Below are 22091 nucleotides of genomic sequence, written 5' to 3' on the forward strand. Positions count from 1 at the left end.
ATGGCCAAGAAGGCTTTCATCACCGGCATCACCGGGCAGGACGGCTCGTACCTGGCGGAGCTGCTGCTCCGCAAGGGCTACGAGGTCCACGGCCTCATCCGCCGCTCGTCGACGTTCAACACGTCGCGCATCGACCACCTGTACCAGGACCCGCACGAGGACGGCGCGAAGCTCTTCCTGCACTACGGCGACCTGAGCGACGGCTCGCGCCTCACGACGCTCATGATGCAGATCCAGCCCGACGAGGTGTACAACCTCGCGGCGCAGTCGCACGTGCGCGTCTCCTTCGACGAGCCCGAGCACACGGCCGACACGACGGGCACCGGCACCATCCGCCTGCTCGAGGCCGTGCGCCTCTCGGGCATCGAGACGCGCTTCTACCAGGCCTCCTCGAGCGAGCTGTACGGGGCCACTCCCCCACCGCAGAGCGAGACCACGCCGTTCTACCCGCGCTCGCCCTACGGCGCCGCGAAGCTCTACGCCTTCTGGATCACCAAGAACTACCGCGAGGCGTACGACATGTTCGCGGTCAACGGCATCCTGTTCAACCACGAGTCCCCGCGTCGCGGCGAGACGTTCGTGACGCGCAAGATCACGCGCGCGGTCGCGGCCATCAAGGCCGGGAAGCAGGACCACGTCTACCTCGGCAACCTCGACAGCATCCGCGACTGGGGCTACGCCGCGGAGTACGTCGAGGGCATGTGGCGGATGCTGCAGGCCGACGAGCCCGACGACTTCGTCCTCGCCACCGGCGGGAACTTCACCGTCCGCGACTTCCTCGAGACCGCGTTCTCGCACGCCGGCCTCGACTGGTCCGAGCACGTGCGCTTCGACCCGCGCTACCTGCGCCCCACCGAGGTCGACGCGCTCGTCGGCGACGCCTCGAAGGCCCGGGAGAAGCTCGGCTGGGAGGCGACCGTCGACACGACGATGCTCGCGCGCATCATGGTCGACGCCGACATCCAGGCGCTCGAGGCGGAGGGCAGCCCGTGGATCGACACCGTCCGCCTCGCCAGCTGGGGCACGGCCGAGCCCACGGCGGACCGGGCGTGACCGGCGCCGCGCGCGTAGCCGACGAGCGCGACGCCGTCGCCTTCGCGCCCGCTCCGCTGGACCGGTCCGCGAGGATCTACGTGGCCGGCCACCGCGGCCTCGTCGGCTCCGCCATCGTCCGCCGCCTCGAGGCCGAGGGCTTCACCGACATCGTGGGCCGCACGTCCGCCGAGCTCGACCTGAAGGACCGCGACGCGGTCTTCGCCTTCTTCGCCGCCCAGCAGCCCGTGCACGTGGTGCTGGCGGCGGCCAAGGTCGGCGGCATCCTCGCGAACAGCACCTACCCCGTCGACTTCCTGAGCGACAACCTGCGGATCCAGGTCAACGTGCTCGACGCGGCGCTCGCCCACGGCGTGCAGCGGCTGCTGTTCCTCGGATCCTCGTGCATCTACCCGAAGCTCGCGCCGCAGCCGATCACGGAGGACAGCCTCCTCACCGGCCACCTCGAGCCGACCAACGACGCGTACGCGATCGCCAAGATCGCGGGCATCATGCAGATCCAGGCCGTGCGCCGCCAGTACGGCCTGCCGTGGATCTCCGCGATGCCGACGAACCTCTACGGCCCCGGCGACAACTTCTCGCCGCAGGGCTCGCACGTGCTGCCGGCGCTCATCCGCCGCTACGACGAGGCGCGCGCGTCCGGCGCGGAGTCGGTGACGAACTGGGGCACGGGCACGCCGCGCCGCGAGTTCCTCCACGTCGACGACATGGCCGCCGCGTGCCTCCACCTGATGGAGCACTACGACGGGCCCGAGCAGGTCAACGTCGGCACGGGCAGCGACGTGACGATCCGCGAGATCGCGGAGACCATCGCGCGCGTCGTCGGGTTCGAGGGGCGCACCGAGTGGGACACCGCGAAGCCCGACGGCACGCCGCAGAAGCTGCTCGACGTGTCCAAGCTCGCCGAGGCCGGGTGGACCGCGTCGATCGGGCTCGACGAGGGGCTCCGCTCCACCGTCGAGTGGTACCGCGAGCACATTACGACGCTGCGCGAGTAGCGCCGCGGCGGCCGCGGGCCGCACCCGCCGACCCAGGGAACCACCCACAGACAGGTGCTCGATGTCCGTCTTCCTGATCTACACGTTCCGCGAGCCCGAGCTGCTGGCGCGCACGATCCGGCGTCTGGCGCCGCATCCGGTCGTCGTGCACGTCGACCAGAAGGTGGACCAGGCGCCGTTCGTCGCCGCCCTCGCCGCGGAGGATGCGGGACGGGTCGAGTTCCTGTCCGACCGCGTGCGGGTGAACTGGGGCGGCTACTCGCAGGTCGTGGCGATCCGTCGCCTCGTCCAGGCCGGCATCGCCCGGGCCCGGCCCGACGAGCACCTCGTCCTCCTCTCCGGGCAGGACTACCCGATCCGGCCCGTCGCGGAGCTCGACGGGATGCTGCGTGCCTCGGGCGGCAGGCAGTTCCTGCGGTACTTCGAGGTCGCGGGGTCCGAGGAGAAGTACACCGCGCAGGTCGACCGGCGCTACCACCGCGACCTCGCGTTCCTCAGCACGCGGACCACGGATCCGCGGCTGCGGCGGGTCCGCAACCTCGCCGTCCGCGCCCTCGAGGCGGCGTCGCGCGCGGCGGGTCCGCTGCGGCCGCCCGCGGGCTTCCGCGTGGCGCACGGGGTCACCCACTTCGCCATGACCGCCGACTTCGCGGCCGAGCTGGAGGCGTCCGTCACCCCGGAGGTCGAGCGGTACTTCCGCCGGGTCTTCGTGGCGGAGGAGAAGCTCTACCAGTCGCTCGCGCTGAACTCCGCGCGCGGCGGCGAGACGGGCGGACCGCTCCCCGGCGGCGCCGAGCCCTACACGGGGCCGGGCAACTGGCGCTACGCGAACCTGCACCACATCGACCCGTCGCTCACCAAGGTCTACACCGAGGCGGACTGGCCCGAGGTGGCGGCGTCGTCCGGGTGGTTCCTGCGCAAGCTCGAGACGGGGAGGAGCGCTGCGCTCCTCGACCGCATCGACCGCGAGCTCCTGCACGCGGAGCCGTAGCGGGCGGCGGGGGCTGCCCGCCGTCGCCGCGCACCGACTCAGGGAGCGGGCGTCGCGCCGTCCGCCGCGCGTCGGAGCGCGTCGACGTCGAGACGGCCCATGTCGAGCATCGCCCGGACGGCCCGGTCCCGGCGTCCCGCGTCGGGGTCGCCGAGGAGCGCGGCCAGGATCGTCGGCACGATCTGCCAGGACACGCCGAACGGGTCCGTGAGCCAGCCGCATCGTCCGGGGGCGCCGCCGTCGGCGACGAGCGCGTCCCAGATGCGGTCGAGCTCCTCCTGCGTCTCGACGGGCACGGACAGCGAGAAGGCGGGCGTCTGCGGGTGGGCGGGGCCGCCGTCGAAGAGGATGAGGCGGAGGCCGTCGACCTCCACGGTGGCCGACGGCGCGGGACCGTCTCCGTGCGGGATCTCCACGATCCGCGACCTCGGCACGACCCGCGCGTAGAGCTCAGCCGCCTCCCGCACGCGCCCGTCGAGCCAGAGGAAGGGGGTGATGGCCTGCATGACGATCTCGTCTCGGTCGGGGCGCCAGCGTACCGCCGCCCGGCGACGTACGGACCGGCGACGGGCGGACCGGCCGCGGACCCGGCCCGCGAGGCGACCGGAGCTCCCATCCGGCAGTGCGGGAGTAGGGCGGATGGGACTTGAACCCATGACCGACGGATTATGAGTCCGCTGCTCTGACCAGCTGAGCTACCGCCCCGAGGCGGGAGACCTAGGCGGCGCCTGAGCCGTCCGTGCGTCCGCGTGCCTCGTCCGTGACCGGTGCGGCCACGGGCTCCCCACGATACAGGCTCTCGAACGTCGAGATCGTGCGGTCGATGTCGTGGCTCGCGACCACCGCGAGGCTCTCGTGCTTCATCCGCTGGAACTCCTCCTCGGGCAGCTCGAGCACCTTCCGCAGCTTGGCGGCGAGGTCCCCCACGTCGCTCGGGCGGAACAGGTAGCCGTTCTCCCCGTCGTGCACGAGGTGCGGCAGCGCCATGGCGTCGGCCGCGACCACGGGCAGCGCCGATGCCATCGCCTCCATGGTGACGATGGACTGCAGCTCGGCGATGCTCGGCATCGCGAGCACGGTGGCGCGGGTGTACGCGCGGCGCAGCTCCTCGTCGGAGACGTAGCCGGTGAAGGTGGTGCGGTCGGCGATGCCCAGCTCCGCGGCGAGCCGCTCCAGCGCGTTCTTCTGGTCGCCGCCGCCGACGATCTCGAGCTCGGCGTCGAGCGAGTCCGGCAGGAGCGCGAACGCGCGGAGCAGCACGTCGATCTGCTTCTCCCCCGTCACGCGGCCGACGAAGACGACGCGGTTGCGCGTGCGCGGCGTGAAGTCGGGCGTGTAGTTGGCGGCGTCGATGCCGCAGGAGATCGCGATGACCCCGGTGAGCCCCGTGTACCGCTCCAGGAACTGCGCGGCGCGGCGCGTGGGCGTCGTGACGGCCTCGGCGCGGCCGAAGGTGCGGCGTGCGGCGCGCCACGCGGCCTTGATGGCCTTGTCCTGCCACGCCACGGGCAGCAGCGTGTGCTGCAGCATGTTCTCGGGCATGAAGTGGTTGGTGCCGATGACGCGGATGCCGCGCTTCTCCGCCTCGATGCTGAGGCCGCGCCCCGTCACGATGTGGGACTGGAAGTGGACGACGTCGGGCTGGACGGCGTCGAGGATCCGCGCGCTGTTCTGGTTGATGTTCCACGGCAGGGCGAACCGGAGCCAGTCGTGCGGGTACCAGCGCCAGCTCCGCAGCCGGTGCGCGGTGACCTCCTCGCCGTCGTGGACCTCGGTCCACGTGCCGTGCTTGCGCGTCGGTGCCGGGGCGACGATGTGCACCTCGTGGCCGCGACGCACGAGCCCGCCCGCGAGCCGCTCGGCGAACCGGGCGGCGCCGTTCACGTCCGGCGGGAACGTGTCCGCGCCGATCAGGATCCGCATCGGGCGGTCGGAGTTCGCGGGATGGTGCGGTGTCGCGTCCGAGGTGTTCGGCAAGAGGTGTCTCTCCAGGGGTGTCGGCGTCCGGGTCCGTCGCCCTCGTGGGGCGGGGGCCGGGTGTCGCGTAGCAACGTATCGCACGTGCTCCGTGGCGGACGGGCGGCGCACCGCGCACCCGGAGGTCGGGTCGCACGCTCCCCCGGGCCGTCAGGACGCGTGCGGGTGGTGCTTCGCCAGCTGGAAGACGCCCGCGACGGCGACCGCTCCCGCGACGAGGAACATCACGCTCGCGTAGACGGGAGCGTCGGCCGCCTCGCCGAGGACGGTCACGCCGATGCAGACCGCGACGAGCGGATCCACGACGGTGAGGCCGGCGATGACGAGGTCCGGCGGACCGGACGAGTACGCGGTCTGCACGAAGTAGGCGCCGAGCAGCGTGGCCGCGACGAGCGCGACGACGCACACCACCGTGAGGGCGTCGAAGGCGCCGATCGTGATGCGGTTGATGACCACCTTCGCGAGCGTCGCCACGAACCCGTAGAGGACGCCCGCGCTGATGATGTAGAAGATGGCCTGCACGCGGCGCCGGAAGTAGAGGAAGAGGCCGCCGAGCACGACCAGCACCAGCGCGAGGATCACCAGGACCGTGATGAGCTCGGGCGTCCGGATGGGCGTCTCCTTCGCGAACACCGCCGCGAAGACCACGAAGAGCCCGACGCCGCCGATGCAGAGCGCCACCGCGCGCTTCGCCTTGAGGTCGAGGCGCTTGCCCGTGGCCCGCGAGTTGAGGATCGCGGTGACCACGAGGGCGACGGCGCCGAGCGGTTGCACGACGATGAGCGGGGCGAGCCGGAGGCTGACGAGCTGCAGGACGATCGCGAGGCCGAGCATCACGGTGCCCGCCACCCAGGACGGACGGCCGAGGAGCGCGCCGAGCTGGCGGAGGCTGAGGCCGGCGGTGCTCTTCTTCCCGCGGGCCTCCATCTTGGTGACGCCCTGCGACTGCAGCTGCGCGCCGAGGGACAGGAAGACCGCGCCGACGAGGGCGATCGGGATGCCGAGCGCCTGGTACGGGGTCAGCGATGCTGCCTGGAGCACGGGGTCGGCGTCGAAGGGCACTCCCCGACACTACCGGCCGCCTCGGCCGCGGACGGCCCGCGTCGCCGCCGCGCCTATCATCGGCAGCATGCCCGTCCTCCCCATCCGGATCACCGGAGACCCCGTCCTGCACGCCCGCGCACGGGAGGTGGAGGCGTTCGACGACGACCTGCGCGCCCTCGTCGCCGACATGTTCGTGACGATGGACGAGGCGCCGGGCGTGGGCCTCGCGGCGCCGCAGGTGGGCGTGCCGCTGCGCGTGTTCGTCTACTCCTACTCGACGGATGAGGGCGAGCCGCTCCGCGGGGTGGCCGTGAACCCCGACCTCTTCATCACGCCCGTCCCGGTGCGCGACGCCGACGAGGACCTCGAGGAGGAGGGCTGCCTGTCGTTCCCGGGCGAGCGCTTCCCGCTGGTGCGCGCGGAGCGGGCGATCCTCCACGCCGTCGACCTCGACGGGAAGCCGTTCGAGATCGAGGCGGAGGGCTGGTTCGCGCGGATCCTGCAGCACGAGTTCGACCACCTCGACGGCTACCTGTACACGGACCGGCTCGCGCACGAGCACCGGAAGCCCGTGGCGAAGGCGATGCGGAGGAGCGGCTGGGGCGTGCCCGGCAACTCGTGGCTGCCGGGACGCGACCACCTGGAGGACTGAGGGCGGGGGCGGGACGCGGGACGGATCGCGCATCGCCGCTCGGCCACGCGCCGGGCAAAGTAAAAGGCCCCGCGGGTGGAGCCGCGAGGCCTTCGCTCCCCGAGTTGGACTCGAACCAACAACCTGCCGGTTAACAGCCGGCTGCTCTGCCAATTGAGCTATCGAGGATCACGTGGAGCAACCTGGAAAGCGTAGCAAAGAATCCGGGCGCCTCTGATCACCTCGCGCGGTCCGGGCGCGTCCGCGGGGTCCGGCACGCGGGATCCGCGCGCGGTCGGCCGTCGGGATCGCGGTGTCGGGCCGCCCGACGGGCGACCCGGATGGCCCGTCCGCGGGTACGGTCGCCGCATGGGGATGTTCGAGGTGGTGCTGGCGCGGCCGAACGACGTGGACCGGCTGTGGTCGCTGCTCGTCGAGGACCACCGGGAGCGCGCGGCGACGACCCGCCCGACGTCCTCCCCCGCTCCCGGGGCCGCCGACGGCGATGCGGGCGGCGCCGCGGACCCGGATCCCGTGGACGTCGTCGTCGCCGGCCTCCCCGCGGCCGAGCACGCTCCCGCCGACGCCCTGCCCCTGCTCGAGGCCCGTCGCGACCGCATCGTGGCGCTGGTGTCGGACCCGGGGCGCCCGGTCCTCCTCGCCTACTCGGGGATCCGCGCGGTCGGCTTCGCGCTCCTGGACCGCAACGGCGTCGACGGCCGGGCGTTCACCTCGGCGGGGTGGCGCGGGCTGGGCGTGGAGGAGGAGATCCGGGCGGCCGCGCCCATGCTGCTGCGCTGACGGTCACGGCGCGTCCCCCGCGGGCGGCGCCCCTAGCCGACGGGCAGCAGGTACGTGGGGCTCGGCACCGGGAGGACCGCCGGCGCGCCCGTCGGCAGCCCCATCGCCGGATCGAGCCGGAACGTCGTGACGGTGCCGGATCCCTGGTTGGCGACGTGCAGTCGCTCGCCCACGAGCACGTGGTGCCGGGGCGTCGTGCCGCCGCAGTCGAAGGCGGACACCGGCGCGAGCCGACCGTCGGCGTCGATCCCGATCACGGCGATGCGGTCGGACCCGCGGAGGCCGACGTACGCGAGGCGCCGGTCGGCGGACACCTGCACCTCGGCCGCGGAATCGCGGGGGTCGGGCTCGGCCGCGCACGGCGTGGACGCGGCGATCCGCCACATCGTGCCCGCTCCCTCGAGCGCGTGGAGGGTCCCGTCGAGCTCCCCCACGAGGAGCACGCGGCCGGAGTCGAGGAGCGCCAGGTGGCGCGGGCCGGTGCCGGCGGGGAGGTCGACGCCGCCGACGCGCTCGAGGCGTCCGTCGCGGAGGACGTGGACGTGCACGGTGTCGGTGCCGAGGTCGGCCGTGAGCACGACGCCGTCGCCGACGTGGAGCGCGCTGTGCGCGTGCGGGCCGTCCTGCTGCGGGCGCGGGCCGGACCCCTCCGCGCCGAGGAGCTGGACGGCCTCGCCGATGGCGCCGTCCTCCGCGAGCGGGTGGACGGCCACCGTGCCGTCGCCGTAGTGGGAGGTGAGGAGCAGGTCGTCGACGACGTGCAGGTGGCAGGGCCCGGAGCCGCCGCTCGGCTGACCGCCGGCCCACCGGAGAGAGCCCCCGGGTCCGCGGCGGAAGGCCTCGACACGGTCGGCCGCCTCCCCCACGGCGTAGACGACGTCGCCGCGCGCGAGGAGGAACGACGGCGAGGGCGTCTCGACCGCGGTGCCCACGACCGCGGGCTCGCCGGTGACCGCGTCGACCGCCAGGCCAGTGATGCCGATGCCGGATCCGCCCGAGTCGGACGTGTACCCGCCCGCCCACATGGACACCTCGGGCACGGCGGCTTCCTCGGGCGTCATCACGTGAACCACCCTACGGGGAGCCGCCGACACGCCCCCGCGCCCCCGCGCCGGCGCCCGGCAGTCGGACGATCGGCGGGAGGCGCCCCGTCTCAGTACCCGGAGGACGGCGCGACGATGCCCACGAAGTCGCCCGTGCGTAGGAACGCCTCCGTGTTCAGCCGGATCCGCTCGGCGAGCAGCGGCCGCACCATGTCCGGGGTGTCGGCCGTGTGCGGCGTGATGACGCAGCGCTCCTCGGAGTACAGCGGGTGGCCGTCCGGCAGGGGCTCGGGGGAGGTGACGTCGAGGCCCGCGCCGTGGATCGAACCCGAGCGCAGCGCCTCGAGCAGCGCGTCGGAGTCCACGAGCGCGCCACGGGCGATGTTCACGAGGACCGCGGTGTCCTTCATCCGCGCGAGCTGCGGTGCGCCGATCAGGCGGGCGGTGTCGTCGGTGCTGGCGGCGGCGAGCATCACGACGTCGGCGTCGGCGATGACCTCGTCGAGGCGGTCGGACGTGACGGTGCGGGCGGCGCCCGCGACGGGCTCGGCGCTCCGGCGGACGACCGTGACCCGGACGTCGAACGGCTGCAGGAGCCGGATGTACTCCAGCGCGATGCCGCCCGCGCCGACCACGACGACCTCCGCGCCGTACAGGGAGAGGCCGCTCGCGGAGGCCCACGACGTGGCCCGGGCGCGCTTGGGCAGCTCGCGGAGCGCGGCGAGGGTGAGCGCGAGCGCGTGCTCGGCCACGGGCTGCGAGTACGCGCCCTTGGCGCTCGTCCAGACGAGGCCGGGCCGGTTGCACGCGCGCAGCGTGTCCGCGAAGGCGTCGACGCCCGCGAACGGGAGCTGGACCCACTGCACCTGCGGGTTCGCGGAGAGGGTGTCCGTGAGCTCGGCGGCCCGCGTGATCGAGAGCCAGACGATGCCGCGCGTCTCGGGTGAGAGGTCGGCCACCTCCCCGCCGCCGTCGCGGACGGCCTCGAGGTAGGCGTCCTCGGTGCGTGGCAGCATCGCGATGGGGCCGGGCTCGGGGCGCGCGTCGCCCTCGAGGCGGTGGGGCGTGGCGCCGTCGACCGCGCGGTGGACGCGGGCGGCGGTGGTGGGTGCGGCGGTGTCGGTCATGCGAGGGGCCTCCGGGGGTGCGGGACGCGGGCGGGGGGTGCGATCTGCGGGATCACGACGGGCGGGTCGGTCGGCTCGGGCTCCGGTGCGGCGGCGGGCGCGCCCCGGTCGGCGGCGGCGCGCGACTCGGCGAGCCCCTGCACGTACGGGTGCGTCGGATCCGCGAGCACGTCGTCGATGTCGCCGTACCCGACGAGCGTGCCCCGGTGCATCACGGCGAGCCGGTCGGTGAGGCGCTCGACGACCGCGAGGTCGTGGCTGACCACCAGCGCGGAGAACCCGCCCCGGGCCTGCAGGTCGCGCAGGAGGTCGAGGACGGCGACGCGGCTCATCACGTCGACGCCGGACGTCGGCTCGTCGGCGATGAGGAGGCGCGGACCGAGCACGAGCGCCCGGGCGAGGGCCACCCGCTGCCGCTGGCCGCTCGAGAGCTCGTGCGGATAGCGGTCCTGCGTGCCGGGCGGGAGGTCGAGGGCGGTGAGCAGCGTGACCACCCGGCGCGCGGCGACCTCCCTGTCGAAGCGGCGGTCCCGGGAGAAGATCGGCTCGGCGATCGCCTCGCTCGCCGTGAGCTGCGGGTGCAGCGTCGTGCCGGCGTCCTGGGGCACGTAGCCGATGGCGTAGGTCGTGCGCGTGCGGGCGCGGCGGCCCATGCGGCGGAGGCCCTGGCCGAGGACGGAGGCGTCGCCGCCCGTGATCCGCGGGACGGCGGCGCCCTCCTCGCCGGGCGGCACGAGACCCGCGAGCACGCGCGCGAGCGACGACTTGCCGGATCCGCTCGCGCCGACGACGCCGAGCACCTCGCCCGGCCGGATGCGGAGCGTCACACCGTCGACCGCGGGCGGCGCGTCGGCACCGCGACGCGGGGCGTAGGCGAGACGGAGGTCGCGCGCGTCGAGCACGGGCTCGACGGAGCCGGATCCGGACCGGGCGGCGTCGGGCCCGTCCGGGTCGGCGGCTCGGGGGATGTGCGTCATGCGGCTGCTCCGTCCTCGGCGAGGCCGTCCGGCCGGGCGCGCTGCCCGGCCGGACGCCTGTGCGGGTCGCGACCCATCATGCCCGGCCTCGGCGGCGTTCCGCTCGGAAGCCGCCTAGCCGTCGGCCCGCTCGGCGGCGCGGAGGGCGTGCAGCCGGGCGCGGCGCTCCGCCTGCTCGGCGGGGTCCGGCACGGGCAGCGACGCCAGGAGGCGCTGCGTGTACGGGTGCTGCGGGTTCCCGAGCACCTGGGCGCCGGTCCCCTCCTCCACGAGCTCGCCGCGGTAGAGCACGGCGATCCGGTCGGCGAGCAGGTCGACGACGGCCAGGTCGTGGCTGATGAACAGCGCCGCGAACCCGAGCTCGCGCTGCAGCTCCGTGAAGAGCTCCAGCACGCGCGCCTGCACGGACACGTCGAGCGCGCTCGTCGGCTCGTCCGCGACGAGCAGCGACGGCTCGAGCGCGAGCCCGCGGGCGAGGCTCGCGCGCTGGCGCTGGCCGCCCGAGAGCTCGTGCGGGTAGCGGTCGCCGAACGCCTTGGGCAGCTGGACGGCCTCGAGCAGCTCGTCCACCCGGCCGCGCGCGGCCTGCGGGCTCTTCGCCCGGCCGTGCACGATGAGCGGCTCGGCCACGCACTCGGCGATGGTGAGGCGCGGGTTGAAGCTCGTGGCCGGATCCTGGAACACGAACCCGATGTCGGCGCGCCGCTTCCGGAAGTCGCGCTCGCGCACGCCGAGCATCTCGGTGCCGAGCACCTGCAGGGATCCGCCCGTGACGCTCGTGAGGCCCGCGATGGCGCGCCCGATGGTCGTCTTGCCGGAGCCGGACTCCCCCACGAGCCCCAGGACCTCGCCCGCCTCGATGTGCAGGTCCACGCCCTTCACGGCGCGGAATGCGGGTGAGCCGAGGCGGCCCGGGTACTCGATCTCGAGTCCCTTCGCCACGACGACGGGCGCCGTCTCCGTGGTCGACGCCTGCCGGGCCCGGGTGCGCACCGCGGCGCGCTCCTCGGTCGCGGCGACGCCCTCGCCGAGCTTCGGCACGGACGCCAGCAGGTTCCGCGTGTACTCCTCCTTCGGCGACGCGAAGAGCGTGGCCACGTCGGCCTGCTCCACGAGACGCGAGCGGTACATGACGGCCACGCGGTCGGCCAGGTCGGCGACCACGCCCATGTTGTGGGTGATGAGGATCACGGCGGCGCCGAACTCGTCGCGGCAGCGGCGCAGCAGGTCGAGGATCTCGGCTTGCACGGTCACGTCGAGCGCGGTGGTCGGCTCGTCCGCGACGATGAGGCCGGGGTCGAGCACGAGCGCCATCGCGATGACGACGCGCTGCTTCTGGCCGCCCGAGAACTGGTGCGGGTAGTGGTCGACGCGGGTCTCGGGGTCCGGGATGCCGACCCGGCGGAGGATGTCGACCGCCTTCGCGCGGCCCTCCTTCCGGGAGACCCGGCCGTGGGCGCGGAGGCCCTCGATGATCTGCCACCCCACGGTGTGCACGGGGTTCAGGGCCGTGGACGGCTCCTGGAACACCATCGCGACGTCACGTCCGCGCACCTGGCGCAGCTTGTCGGCGGACAGGGAGAGCACGTCGACCGCGCCCTGGCCGGTGCGGTCGCTGAGGAGCACGGCGCCGTCGGTGACGGCCGTGTCGGGCAGGAGGCCGAGCACCGTGCGGGCGGTGACGGACTTGCCCGACCCCGACTCGCCCACGATGGCGAGGATCTCGCCGGGCGACACCGTGAGGGACACCCCGTCGACCGCACGGACGTCGCCGCCGTCGGTCGCGAAGGTCACCCCGAGGTCGCGGATGGAGACGACGTCGCTCATGCGGACACCTTCTTGGTCGAGGCGCGCTTGCGGGCGCGCAGCTTGGGGTCGGAGATGTCGTTCACGCTCTCGCCGACGAGCGTGAGCCCGAGGACGAGCAGCACGATGGCGACGCCCGGGAAGACGCCGGTCCACCAGACGCCGCTCGCGGTGTCCGCGAGCGCGCGGTTGAGGTCGTAGCCCCACTCGGCGGCCGACGTCGGCGCGATGCCGAAGCCGAGGAAGCCGAGGCCCGCGAGCGTGAGGATGGCCTCCGACGCGTTGAGGGTGAGGATCAACGGCAGCGTGCGGGTGGAGTTCCGCAGCACGTGCACGAACATGATCCGCGGCGCCGAGGTGCCGATGACCTTGGCGCTCTCGACGAACGCCTCCGCCTTCAGCCGCACGACCTCCGCGCGGATCACCCGGAAGTACTGCGGGATGTAGACCACGGTGATGCTGACGGCGGCCGAGAGGATGCCGCCCCAGAGGCTCGACTGCCCGCCGTTCAGCACGATGCTCACCACGATGGCGAGCAGCAGCGTCGGGAACGGGTAGATGGCGTCGGCGATGACCACGAGGATCCTGTCGAGCCAGCCGCCGAGGTAGCCGGAGACCACGCCGAGCAGCACGCCGGCGAACAGCGAGAGCACGACGGCGATCACGACGACGGACAGCGCGGTCTGCGTGCCCCAGACGACGCGCGAGAACACGTCGTAGCCGCCGACCGTGGTGCCCCAGACGTGCGTGCCGTCGGGCGCGGACTGGCGTGGGAAGGACTCGCCGTCGGCCTGGCCCTGGGCGAAGCCGAAGGGCGCGATGACGGGCGCGAGCGCCGCGAGGACGATGAAGATCCCGGTGATGACCATGCCCGCGACGAGCATGCCGCGCTGGAGTCCCACGCTCTGCCGCACGTGCGAGAGGAGCGGGAGGCGGGAGAGGAGCGAGCGGCGCGCCGGGGTGGTCGCGGGGGCGGTGGTGGTGTCGGTCATGTCAGTACCTCACTCGCGGGTCGATGAGCGCCGCGACGACGTCGACGATGAAGTTGGTCACGGCCACGATCACGGCGAGCAGCGCCACGATGCCCTGCACGGCCACGAAGTCGCGCGCGGCCAGGTACTGCGCCAGCTGGAAGCCGAGACCGCGCCACTCGAACGTGGTCTCCGTGAGCACCGCGCCGCCGAGCATGACGGCGATCTGCAGGCCCACGACCGTGATGATCGGGATGAGCGCGGGCTTCAGCGCGTGCCGTGTCGTGAGGCGGAACTCGCCCACGCCGCGCGAGCGGGCCGCGTCCACGTACTCGGTGCCGAGCGTCGAGATGACGTTCGTGCGCACGAGCCGCAGGAAGATGCCGGCCGTGAGCAGGCCGAGCGCGAGCGCCGGGAGCACCGCGTGCTCGAGCACGTCGCTCACGGCGGTGGGGCTGCCGAGGCGGAGCGCGTCGATGAGGTAGATGCCGGTCGGGTCCTCCAGCCGGCCGAGGGCGACCTCGACGCGCGTGTCCGCGCGGCCCGACAGCGGGAGGATCCCGAGCCAGACCGAGAACACGAGCTTGAGGAGCAGGCCCGCGAAGAACACGGGCGTGGCGTAGGCGAGGATCGCGAGGATCCGCAGCACGGCGTCGGGAGTGCGGTCCTTGAAGTAGGCGGCCACGAGCCCGAGCGGGATGCCGATGAGGAACGCGACGATGAGCGAGTAGACGACCAGCTCGAGCGTGGCGGAGCCGTACTGGAGCAGCACCTCGCTGATCAGCCGGTTGTCGGTGAGCGAGCGGCCGAAGTTCCCCGTCGCGATCTGGCCGAGGTACTCGAGGTACTGCACGACGATCGGCCGGTCGAACCCGGCGGTCGCGAGGCGCTCCTGGAGCTGCTCGGGCGTGAGGCGGTCGCCGACGGCGGCGGAGATCGGGTCGCCCACGATGCGCATGAGGAAGAAGACCAGCGTCACGAGGATGAAGACGGTGGGGATGATGAGCACGGCGCGGATGAGGATGTACTGGCCGAGCCCGATCCCCTGCTTCCGGGCCTTGGGCGGCTTCGCCCCGGGGGGTGCGGACGCGGGGACGGCGTCCGGGATGACGGTCACGGCGGATGTGCCTTTCAGGTCAGCGGAGGATCGGTGCGGAGCGGGCGGGTGCTGCCGCCCAGGGCGACACAGGAGAGGGGCGTCCCGCCGCAGCGGGACGCCCCATCCGGGAGGGCGTCAGCCTATCGACCGCCCTCCCGCCGGTCGGCTCAGCCCTTGGTGATCGGGGCGTAGCGGAACTTGAAGGACGCGTCGAGCGTCACGCCCTTCACGTCCTTGCCGGCCACCGCGACCTGCGAGCCCTGGAGCAGGGGCAGGGTCGGCAGGTCGGCGGCGACCTCGTCCTGGATCTGGCCGATGAGCTCGGCGCGCTTCGAGGTGTCGGCCTCCGACAGCTGCTGCGTGATGAGGTCCGTCACGGCGGGGTTGTCGTAGTGGTTCTTCACGAACGACTGCGGGGAGAAGAACGGCGTGAGGTAGTTGTCCGCGTCCGAGTAGTCGGGGAACCAGCCGAGCTGGTACGCCGGGTACTCGTCGTTGACGCGGGCCTTGCTGTACTGGTCCCAGATGGTGGACTGCAGGTTCACCTGGAACAGGCCGGTCGCCTCGAGCTGCTGCTTGACGAGCGCGTACTCGTCGTCCGAGCCGGCGCCGTAGTGGTCCGGGTTGAACTGGAGCTGCAGCGCGACGGGCGTGGCCACGCCGGCGTCGGAGAGGGCCTTCGCCGCCTTGTCCGCGTCCGGCCCGCCGTTCCCGTCGCCGTACATGCCCTTCAGCGCCTGGTTCGCGCCGGAGAGGCCGTCGGCCACGTAGGAGTAGAGCGGCGTGTAGGTGCCGTTGTAGACCTCGGTCGACAGCTCGTCGCGGTCGATGAGGTCGGCGGCCGCCGTGCGGACGGCGAGGGCCTTGGCCGGGTCGGCCTCGCCCGTCGTCGTGCCGAAGGGCTGCGTGTTCAGGTTGAACGTGATGTAGCGGATCTCGCCGCCGGGGCCGTCGATGACCTGTACGGAGTCGTCCTTCTTGAGGTCGGCGATGTCGGTGGCGCCGAGCGAGCGGCCCGCCACGTCGATCTCGCCGTTCTGCACGGCGAGCTTCATGGTGGTCTCGTCCGCGTAGTAGCGCGCGGTGACGCCGCCGTTGGCGGCCTTCGGCAGGACGCCCTGGTAGTCGGCGTTCGGCGCGTAGGCGACGAGCTGGTTGAGCTGGAAGTCGGTGATCACGTACTGGCCGGCGAACGCGTTGGCGGCCACGATGTCGGCGGGGTCCGCCAGCTTGTCGGCCGGGAACACCTCCTCGTCGACGATGGGGCCGGCGGGGCTCGAGAGCACCTGCTCGAAGGTCTGGTCGTTCGCGGTCTTCAGCGTGAAGACGACCGTGGTGTCGTCGGGCGCCGCGACGGACTCGATGTTGGCGAGCAGCGACGACGGGCCGTTGCCGTTGTCGGCGCCGTTCGCCGCGATGGCGGCGGTGCGGTCGAAGCTGTACTTGACGTCGCTCGAGGTGAGCGCGTGGCCGTTCGCGAACTTCAGGTCGGGCTTGAGCTTCACGGTGAACTCGTTCGCCGAGGTGTACTCGCCGGAGACGGCGAGGTCGGGCTCGACGTCCGGGCTGCCGTAGGGGCTGTTGAACAGGAAGGGGAAGACCTGGTTCTGCACCGCGAAGGAGCCGTTGTCGTACGAGCCCGCGGGGTCGAGCGACAGGACCTTGTCGGTCGTGCCGACGACGATGGAGCCGCCGCCAGACGCGCCGTCCTCGGCGAGCGGGTCGCCGGATCCGCCGGAGCAGCCGGCGAGGACGAGGGCCGCGGCGGAGAACCCGGCCGTGGCGAGCAGGACGCGTGAGCGCCGGGAGAATGCGGACGTCATGTTCCGAGTGCCTCTTTCATGAAGGGGTTCGCGCCCGCGCATCGGGAGACACGGACGCTGTGCTGTGAATGATTTCTAACACACGGGAAACAGCAGTCCCGACCCCGGGGACACACGATGACGCTTCTTCACACGAATGAAACAAAGCCGCCGACGGGCGGGACCGCCTATTCGCGGAGGGCGCGGCGCTCGGCCTCGACCTGCATCAGCTCGCGCTGGATCTCCTGGTAGCGCTCGCGTTCGTGCGTCGCGTCGGTGCGCTGCAGGCGGCCGATGAGGTCGGCCTTCCGGCGCAGGAGATCGCGTCCGACGAGCTCGGCCGTGACGCCCTTCACGTAGATCGCGAGCTTGTCGGCGTCGCCGCGGTTCGGGAGCGGCGCCACGCCCAGCTGCTTCACCAGGGTGGCGAACGACTCGGGCACCTCGAGGGCCACACGCGACAGCCAGTCGGCGCCGCCGAGCGCGTCCATGCTGCCGATGACGCCGTCGCGGACGACGGCGAGGCTCTCGTTCACGAAGGTGACCTGCGCCGCCCGCATCACGAGGTCGTTCCCGACGAGCTCCGGGTGCTGCAGCATCGCCATGAGCGCGTCGCGCTCGAGGCGGGTGGCGAGGTCGGTGGGCAGGTCCATGAGCGACATGGAGCGGGAGCTCTCGACCGCGGAGCCGTCCTCGTCGCGACCGTGCTGGCCGGATCCGCCGCGCCCCGACGGCGTGCCGCCCGAGCGGTCGGCGCCGTCGGCCGGCATGCTGCGGCCCGCCGTCTGGACGGCGCGGCCGACCTCGGTGAGGTCCATGCCGAGCCAGCCGGCGAGCTCGCGCGCGTAGCCCGGCCGGAGCGACGGGTCGCGGATGTCCGCCACCACGGGCGCGGCGGCCCGGAGCGCGGCGACGCGGCCCTCGACGGTGTCGAGGTCGTGGTCGGCGAGGATCTGCTTGATCGCGAACTCGAACATGGGCTTCTTGCCCTGGATCATCCGGCGCACGGCGTCGTCGCCGCGCGTGAGGCGGAGGTCGCAGGGATCCAGCCCCTCGGGCCCGACGGCGACGTAGGTCTGCGCGGCGAAGCGGCGCTCCTCGGAGAACGCGCGCATCGCGGCCTTCTGGCCCGCCGCGTCGGGGTCGAACGTGAAGACGACCTCGCCGAGCCCGCTGTCGTCGCCGAGCACGCGGCGGAGGACCTTGATGTGGTCGACGCCGAACGAGGTGCCGCAGGTGGCGACCGCGGTGGTGACCCCGGCGAGGTGGCAGGCCATGACGTCCGTGTAGCCCTCGACCACGACGACCTGCCGGCCGCGGCTCACGTCGCGCTTGGCGAGGTCGAGCCCGTAGAGCACGGAGCTCTTGTGGTAGACGGGCGTCTCCGGGGTGTTGAGGTACTTGGGGCCCTTGTCGTCCTCGCGGAGGCGGCGCGCGCCGAAGCCGACCGTGGCTCCCGTGAGGTCGCGGATGGGCCACACGAGCCGGCCGCGGAAGCGGTCGTACGCGCCGCGGTCGCCCTGGCTGAGGAGGCCGGCGGTCACGAGCTCGGCCTCGGAGTAGCCCTTCGCCTGGAGGTGCGAGGAGAGCGCGTCCCAGCTCTGCGGCGCGAAGCCGACCCCGAAGCGCTGCGCCGCCCCCTGGTCGAAGCCGCGCTCCCCGAGGAACGTGCGGCCGATCTCCGCCTCCTCGGATCCGAGCTGCTCGACGAAGAACTCCGCGGCGGCCTCGTTGGCGCCGAGCAGGCGCGAGCGGTTGCCCTGGTCGGTGGCGGCCTGGCCGTCCTCGTAGTGGAGCTGGTAGCCGATGCGCTGCGCCATGCGCTCCACGGCCTCGGCGAACGTGACGTGGTCCATGCGCTGCAGGAACGTGTAGACGTCGCCGCCCTCGCCGCAGCCGAAGCAGTGGTAGAAGCCGACCTGCGGCCGCACGTGGAAGCTCGGGGTGCGCTCGTCGTGGAAGGGGCAGAGGCCCTTGAGGGATCCGACGCCGGCGGACTTGAGGGTGACGTACTCCCCCACCACGTCGCCCAGGTTGACCCGGGAGCGCACCTCGTCGATGTCGCTCTTGCGGATCAGGGCCATTGGCTCATCCTACGTCCGGCCCCGGAGGCGATCCCGGGTCGCGGGATGCGCCGCGCGGGCGTCAGAAGACGGGCCGGGCGCACAGGCGCTCGTACCAGGCGATGGCCGACTGGTCGGTGAGGCTGGCGACCTGGTCGACGATGACGCGCTTGCGCGCCCCGTCGTCCGCAGCCTCGCGCCAGTCCCCCGCGAAGCCCGGGTCGAGCTCGTCGGCGCCGCGCGCGTGCAGGGCGTCGGCGAGGCCGGCGAGCACCTCGCGCTGGCGGGCGTAGATGGGCTGGCGCGTGTTCTTCGACATGACGAACGCCGCGACGATGCCCTTGAGCACTGCGATCTCCGCCTGGATGGCGCGCGGCACGACCACGTGCGCGCCGAAGCGGATGAGGCTGCGGTCCGTGTGCGTGGCGCGCGTGAGCTGCGTGGCGGCGCCCGCGAACCGGCCGATGAGCTGGCTGGTGAGGTCCTTCAGCGCCGCCTGGGCGCCGCGGCCGCCGTCGTACTCGTCGACCCAGACGTCGAGCGAGTCGAGCCGGTCGAACGCCTGGATGAGCTCCTCGTGCGAGTGCGCCCCGCCGATCCACGCGACCATCGAGTCGACGAGCTCCTCGTGGTCGACCCGGGCGCCGAGCGCGCGCACGTCGACGTAGCCGCCGACGATGGCGTCCTCGAAGTCGTGCACGGAGTACGCGATGTCGTCGCTGAGGTCCATGACCTCGGCCTCGATGCAGCGGCGGCCCGTGGGCGCGCCCTCGCGGAGCCACGCGAACGCCGCCACGTCGTCGTCGTAGAAGCCGAACTTGCCACGGCCCGAGGGATCCGGCACCGACTGCGAGCTCGGCCACGGGTACTTGCAGCTCGCGTCGAGGCTCGCGCGCGTGAGGTTGAGCCCGTACGGCCGCCCCTCCGGCCCGATGACCTTGGGCTCCAGCCGCGTGAGCAGCCGCAGCGTCTGCGCGTTGCCCTCGAAGCCGCCGATGTCGGCCGCCCAGTCGTTGAGCGCCCGCTCGCCGTTGTGGCCGAAGGGCGGGTGGCCGATGTCGTGCGCGAGGCACGCGGTGTCGACCACGTCGGGATCCAGGTCGAGGCTCGAGGCGAGCTCGCGGCCCACCTGCGCCACCTCGAGCGAGTGGGTGAGGCGGTTGCGCGCGAAGTCGAGGCCCGCCATGGGGCTCAGCACCTGCGTCTTCGCGGCCAGGCGCCGGAGGGCGCTGGAGTGCAGGAGACGGGCGCGGTCGCGCGCGAAGTCGCTGCGGCGTGAGGAGTGCTGCTCCGGGTACCAACGCTCCGCGTCGGTCTCGCTGTACGCGGACCGCGCCTCGGTGCTCTCAACCGCCACTGTTGTGGATCTCCCCGTCCGCGATGTCCATCGCATCCTGCGCGTCGATGTCGCGGCTCTCGAGCCAGCGGTCCGGCAGCGCCGTGCGCTTCATGCTGCCCTGGCGGCCGCGCGCGCCCTCGGCGCCGGCACCCGGGTAGGGCTGGTCGCGGTCGAGGGTGGCGAGCAGGCCGTCGATCTCCTCGAGCGACGACGCCGAGGCGAGCGCCGCCCGCAGGTCGCCGCCGACGGGGTAGCCCTTGAAGTACCAGGCGACGTGCTTGCGCGCGTCGCGGCAGCCGCGCTCCTCGCTCTCGAAGAACTCCGCGAGGAGCTCCACGTGGCGGCGGAAGGTGTCGGCGACGGCGCCCTGCGAGGGCTGCGCGCGCGGCGTGTCGGCGGGATCCGACCCGGCGGCGCGCGCGTGGAAGGCGGCGGCGAGGTCGCCGAAGAGCCAGGGGCGGCCGAGGCAGCCCCGGCCGACGACCACGCCGTCGGCGCCGGTCTCGTCCATCATGCGGATGGCGTCCTCCGCGGCCCAGATGTCGCCGTTGCCGAGGACGGGCACGCTCGTGATGGCCTGCTTGAGCTTCGCGATGGCCGACCAGTCGGCGTGCCCGCTGTAGTAGTCGCTCGCCGTGCGCGCGTGCAGCGCGATGGAGGCGACGCCCGCGGCTTCGGCGGCGCGGCCGGCCTCGAGGTAGGTGAGGTGGTCGGCGTCGATGCCCTTGCGCATCTTGACCGTGAGCGGCACGTCGCCCGCGGCCTTCACCGCGCCCTCGACGATGTCGGTGAAGAGCCCGAGCTTCCAGGGCAGCGCCGCTCCCCCGCCCTTCCGGGTGACCTTGGGCACGGGGCAGCCGAAGTTGAGGTCGATGTGGTCGGCGCGGTCCTCCGCGACGAGCATGGTGACGGCCTCGCGCACGGTCTTCGGGTCGACCCCGTAGAGCTGGATGGAGCGGACCTTCTCCGACGGGTGGTGCGTGATCAGGCGCATCGACTCGGGGGTGCGCTCGACGAGCGCGCGGCTCGTGATCATCTCGCTCACGTAGAGGCCGGCCCCGAACTCCCGGCAGAGGCGGCGGAAGGCCGTGTTGGTGATGCCCGCCATGGGCGCGAGCACCACGGGCACGTCGAGCGGGATGCCGCCGATGCGGAGGGCGGGCCGGGCGGAGGCCGCGGGCGCGCCGGGGACGTCGGCCGCGGAGGGCACGGGGGTGAGGGTCGGAGAGGACATGACGGCTCGATTCTCCCAGACGGGACGGCAGGCGGCGGACGCGGGCGGGCATCCGCTCGAGGAGGCGGCGGGGACGGCCTGGGGAGGGAGAGTCAGATGGCGCGGCCGGAGTCGATGGCGTCACGCACCCGCGCGAGGTCGGCGGCGGGATCCGCGTCCGTCGGAGCGGCGGATCCCGCGTCGGCCGGGGCGGCGACGGCCCCGGGCACGAGGCACGCGTCGCCCTCGCAGGCGGCGGCGTCGGCGGATCCGCGCATCGCGAGGAGCGGGAGCCGCGGCGTCTCCGGAGCCGCGGGCGCGACGACGGGCAGCGTGCCCGTGGCGGGAGGGACGCTCATCGCGCCGTCTCCTCGCCCGCGACGACGCGCACGGTCTCGCCGTCGCGCGCGGCCAGGGCCTCGGCGAGGGCGGACGCGAAGACCGTCGGGTCCTGCGCGCCGGAGATGCCGAATCGCTCGTCGATCACGAAGAACGGCACTCCCTGGATGCCGTACGCGACCGCCTGCGCCTGGTCGGCCCGCACGTCGTCGAGGTGGCGGTGCGACTCGAGCGCCTCCCGCGCCGCGTCGGCGTCGAGGCCGACCTCGGCCGCGAGCTCGACGAGGTCGGGCACCCGCCCGACGTGGCGCCCCTCCGTGAAGTAGGCGGACAGCAGGCGCTCGACCATCTCGAGCTGCAGCCCGTGCGCCCGCGCGTGGTGGAGCAGCTCGTGCGCGAGGACAGTGTTGGTGTGCTGCAGCGCGTCGTAGTCGTAGTCGAGGCCCTCGGCGGCCGCGAGGGAGGTCATGTCGGCGAGCATCGTGCGGACGCGCTCGGTGGGGATGCTCTTGTGGCCGGCGAGGAAGTCGACCTCCGTGCCCTGGAAGTCGACCGGGGTGTCGGGCGCGAGCTCGAAGGACCGGTAGGTGACCTCGATCGCCGGGGCGCCGGGCGTCTGCGCGGCGAACGCCCGCGCGCCGGCCTCGAACCGCCGCTTGCCGACGTAGCACCACGGGCAGGCGATGTCGGACCAGACGTCGACGCGGAGGGCGGGCAGGGCGGAGGCGGGGGTGTCGGTCACGGGTGGGCAACCGGTCGGGAAGGCGGGGCATTCCCGCGGTGTTGCCCGGTCATGGCCGACAACTCCCCCTCCCCC

Annotated in this window: 20 protein-coding genes and 2 tRNA genes; 5 read left to right on the plus strand and 17 right to left on the minus strand. The window is 73.1% G+C overall.

All coding sequences use genetic code 11. The features are described from left to right. The 3 genes from gmd (at window position 1) to AWH51_RS10025 (ending at window position 3042) form a co-directional block, all read left to right on the plus strand. Window positions 1–1053: a GDP-mannose 4,6-dehydratase gene (gmd, locus tag AWH51_RS10015; protein ID WP_063071914.1), complete on the plus strand. Its 1053-nt coding sequence runs from the start codon at window positions 1–3 to the stop codon at window positions 1051–1053. Beyond that, the gene (locus AWH51_RS10020; RefSeq protein WP_063071915.1) at window positions 1050–2051 is read left to right on the plus strand and encodes a GDP-L-fucose synthase family protein; all 1002 of its coding nucleotides are present in this window, start codon (window positions 1050–1052) and stop codon (window positions 2049–2051) included. The genes gmd and AWH51_RS10020 overlap by 4 nt, the downstream gene beginning before the upstream one ends. A gap of 61 nt (window positions 2052–2112) precedes the next feature. Next, window positions 2113–3042: a beta-1,6-N-acetylglucosaminyltransferase gene (locus tag AWH51_RS10025; RefSeq protein ID WP_063071916.1), complete on the plus strand. Its 930-nt coding sequence runs from the start codon at window positions 2113–2115 to the stop codon at window positions 3040–3042. Window positions 3043–3080: 38 nt separating this feature from the next. Here the strand turns inward: AWH51_RS10025 and AWH51_RS10030 are convergent, their stop codons facing one another. From AWH51_RS10030 to AWH51_RS10045, 4 genes are all read right to left on the minus strand, one after another. After that, a complete protein-coding gene (locus AWH51_RS10030) occupies window positions 3081–3548 on the minus strand; it encodes a VOC family protein (protein WP_063071917.1) in 468 nt (155 codons plus the stop codon). Window positions 3549–3673: 125 nt separating this feature from the next. Then, window positions 3674–3747: transfer RNA gene (locus AWH51_RS10035), tRNA-Ile, on the minus strand. Window positions 3748–3759: 12 nt separating this feature from the next. Continuing rightward, on the minus strand, window positions 3760–5019 hold the full coding sequence (locus AWH51_RS10040) for a glycosyltransferase (protein ID WP_063071918.1): 1260 nt from the start codon (window positions 5017–5019) through the stop codon (window positions 3760–3762). Window positions 5020–5169: 150 nt separating this feature from the next. Further along, window positions 5170–6081: a DMT family transporter gene (locus tag AWH51_RS10045; RefSeq protein ID WP_063071919.1), complete on the minus strand. Its 912-nt coding sequence runs from the start codon at window positions 6079–6081 to the stop codon at window positions 5170–5172. A gap of 67 nt (window positions 6082–6148) precedes the next feature. On the opposite strand from AWH51_RS10045, the gene def reads away from it, so the two are divergent. Further along, the gene (def, locus tag AWH51_RS10050; protein WP_063071920.1) at window positions 6149–6715 is read left to right on the plus strand and encodes a peptide deformylase; all 567 of its coding nucleotides are present in this window, start codon (window positions 6149–6151) and stop codon (window positions 6713–6715) included. Between the two features lie 95 nt (window positions 6716–6810). Here def and AWH51_RS10055 read toward each other — a convergent pair. After that, window positions 6811–6883: transfer RNA gene (locus tag AWH51_RS10055), tRNA-Asn, on the minus strand. A 180-nt stretch (window positions 6884–7063) separates the two neighbouring features. Between AWH51_RS10055 and AWH51_RS10060 the strand changes: the two genes are divergently transcribed. Further along, on the plus strand, window positions 7064–7495 hold the full coding sequence (locus AWH51_RS10060; protein WP_063071921.1) for a hypothetical protein: 432 nt from the start codon (window positions 7064–7066) through the stop codon (window positions 7493–7495). Window positions 7496–7527: 32 nt separating this feature from the next. On the opposite strand, the gene AWH51_RS10065 is transcribed toward AWH51_RS10060, so the two are convergent. From AWH51_RS10065 to AWH51_RS10120, 12 genes are all read right to left on the minus strand, one after another. Then, complete coding sequence (locus AWH51_RS10065) at window positions 7528–8556, minus strand: lactonase family protein (RefSeq protein ID WP_063071922.1); 1029 nt, start codon at window positions 8554–8556, stop codon at window positions 7528–7530. 92 nt (window positions 8557–8648) lie between these two features. Further along, on the minus strand, window positions 8649–9554 hold the full coding sequence (locus tag AWH51_RS10070) for a D-isomer specific 2-hydroxyacid dehydrogenase family protein (RefSeq protein WP_063071954.1): 906 nt from the start codon (window positions 9552–9554) through the stop codon (window positions 8649–8651). A 107-nt stretch (window positions 9555–9661) separates the two neighbouring features. Next, window positions 9662–10642: an ABC transporter ATP-binding protein gene (locus tag AWH51_RS10075; protein WP_063071923.1), complete on the minus strand. Its 981-nt coding sequence runs from the start codon at window positions 10640–10642 to the stop codon at window positions 9662–9664. A gap of 114 nt (window positions 10643–10756) precedes the next feature. Next, the gene (locus tag AWH51_RS10080; RefSeq protein WP_063071924.1) at window positions 10757–12469 is read right to left on the minus strand and encodes a dipeptide ABC transporter ATP-binding protein; all 1713 of its coding nucleotides are present in this window, start codon (window positions 12467–12469) and stop codon (window positions 10757–10759) included. Then, window positions 12466–13440: an ABC transporter permease gene (locus AWH51_RS10085; protein ID WP_063071925.1), complete on the minus strand. Its 975-nt coding sequence runs from the start codon at window positions 13438–13440 to the stop codon at window positions 12466–12468. The genes AWH51_RS10080 and AWH51_RS10085 overlap by 4 nt, the downstream gene beginning before the upstream one ends. A gap of 1 nt (window position 13441) precedes the next feature. Further along, window positions 13442–14536 (minus strand): ABC transporter permease, encoded by a 1095-nt coding sequence (locus AWH51_RS10090; RefSeq protein ID WP_063071926.1) that lies wholly within the window; start codon window positions 14534–14536, stop codon window positions 13442–13444. Between the two features lie 149 nt (window positions 14537–14685). Next, complete coding sequence (locus AWH51_RS10095; protein WP_063071927.1) at window positions 14686–16341, minus strand: ABC transporter substrate-binding protein; 1656 nt, start codon at window positions 16339–16341, stop codon at window positions 14686–14688. 167 nt (window positions 16342–16508) lie between these two features. Beyond that, window positions 16509–18404, minus strand: a complete 1896-nt coding sequence (gene dnaG, locus AWH51_RS10100) for a DNA primase (RefSeq protein ID WP_063071928.1) — start codon at window positions 18402–18404, stop codon at window positions 16509–16511. 61 nt (window positions 18405–18465) lie between these two features. Continuing rightward, entirely contained in the window at window positions 18466–19740 is a 1275-nt protein-coding gene (locus AWH51_RS10105) for a deoxyguanosinetriphosphate triphosphohydrolase (RefSeq protein ID WP_175345504.1), read from the minus strand. Next, window positions 19730–20956, minus strand: a complete 1227-nt coding sequence (gene dusB, locus AWH51_RS10110; RefSeq protein ID WP_081235028.1) for a tRNA dihydrouridine synthase DusB — start codon at window positions 20954–20956, stop codon at window positions 19730–19732. The genes AWH51_RS10105 and dusB overlap by 11 nt, the downstream gene beginning before the upstream one ends. Before the next feature lie 92 nt (window positions 20957–21048). Then, a complete protein-coding gene (locus tag AWH51_RS10115) occupies window positions 21049–21294 on the minus strand; it encodes a hypothetical protein (RefSeq protein ID WP_063071930.1) in 246 nt (81 codons plus the stop codon). Continuing rightward, window positions 21291–22016: a DsbA family oxidoreductase gene (locus tag AWH51_RS10120; protein WP_063071931.1), complete on the minus strand. Its 726-nt coding sequence runs from the start codon at window positions 22014–22016 to the stop codon at window positions 21291–21293. The genes AWH51_RS10115 and AWH51_RS10120 overlap by 4 nt, the downstream gene beginning before the upstream one ends. Window positions 22017–22091: the final 75 nt, after the last annotated feature.

The sequence above is a fragment of the Clavibacter tessellarius genome (assembly GCF_001618005.1).
Taxonomy (GTDB): Bacteria; Actinomycetota; Actinomycetes; order Actinomycetales; family Microbacteriaceae; genus Clavibacter; species Clavibacter tessellarius_A.

Bases quoted from the DNA above. Each gene is read 5' to 3' on its own strand.
- gmd (WP_063071914.1), top strand. From the start codon at position 1: ATGGCCAAGAAGGCTTTCATCACCGGCATCACCGGGCAGGACGGCTCG.
- AWH51_RS10025 (WP_063071916.1), top strand. From the start codon at position 2,113: ATGTCCGTCTTCCTGATCTACACGTTCCGCGAGCCCGAGCTGCTGGCG.
- AWH51_RS10030 (WP_063071917.1), bottom strand. From the start codon at position 3,548: ATGCAGGCCATCACCCCCTTCCTCTGGCTCGACGGGCGCGTGCGGGAG.
- def (WP_063071920.1), top strand. From the start codon at position 6,149: ATGCCCGTCCTCCCCATCCGGATCACCGGAGACCCCGTCCTGCACGCC.
- AWH51_RS10060 (WP_063071921.1), top strand. From the start codon at position 7,064: ATGGGGATGTTCGAGGTGGTGCTGGCGCGGCCGAACGACGTGGACCGG.
- AWH51_RS10065 (WP_063071922.1), bottom strand. From the start codon at position 8,556: ATGACGCCCGAGGAAGCCGCCGTGCCCGAGGTGTCCATGTGGGCGGGC.
- AWH51_RS10070 (WP_063071954.1), bottom strand. From the start codon at position 9,554: ATGCTGCCACGCACCGAGGACGCCTACCTCGAGGCCGTCCGCGACGGC.
- AWH51_RS10075 (WP_063071923.1), bottom strand. From the start codon at position 10,642: ATGACGCACATCCCCCGAGCCGCCGACCCGGACGGGCCCGACGCCGCC.
- AWH51_RS10080 (WP_063071924.1), bottom strand. From the start codon at position 12,469: ATGAGCGACGTCGTCTCCATCCGCGACCTCGGGGTGACCTTCGCGACC.
- AWH51_RS10085 (WP_063071925.1), bottom strand. From the start codon at position 13,440: ATGACCGACACCACCACCGCCCCCGCGACCACCCCGGCGCGCCGCTCG.
- AWH51_RS10095 (WP_063071927.1), bottom strand. From the start codon at position 16,341: ATGACGTCCGCATTCTCCCGGCGCTCACGCGTCCTGCTCGCCACGGCC.
- dnaG (WP_063071928.1), bottom strand. From the start codon at position 18,404: ATGGCCCTGATCCGCAAGAGCGACATCGACGAGGTGCGCTCCCGGGTC.
- dusB (WP_081235028.1), bottom strand. From the start codon at position 20,956: ATGTCCTCTCCGACCCTCACCCCCGTGCCCTCCGCGGCCGACGTCCCC.
- AWH51_RS10115 (WP_063071930.1), bottom strand. From the start codon at position 21,294: ATGAGCGTCCCTCCCGCCACGGGCACGCTGCCCGTCGTCGCGCCCGCG.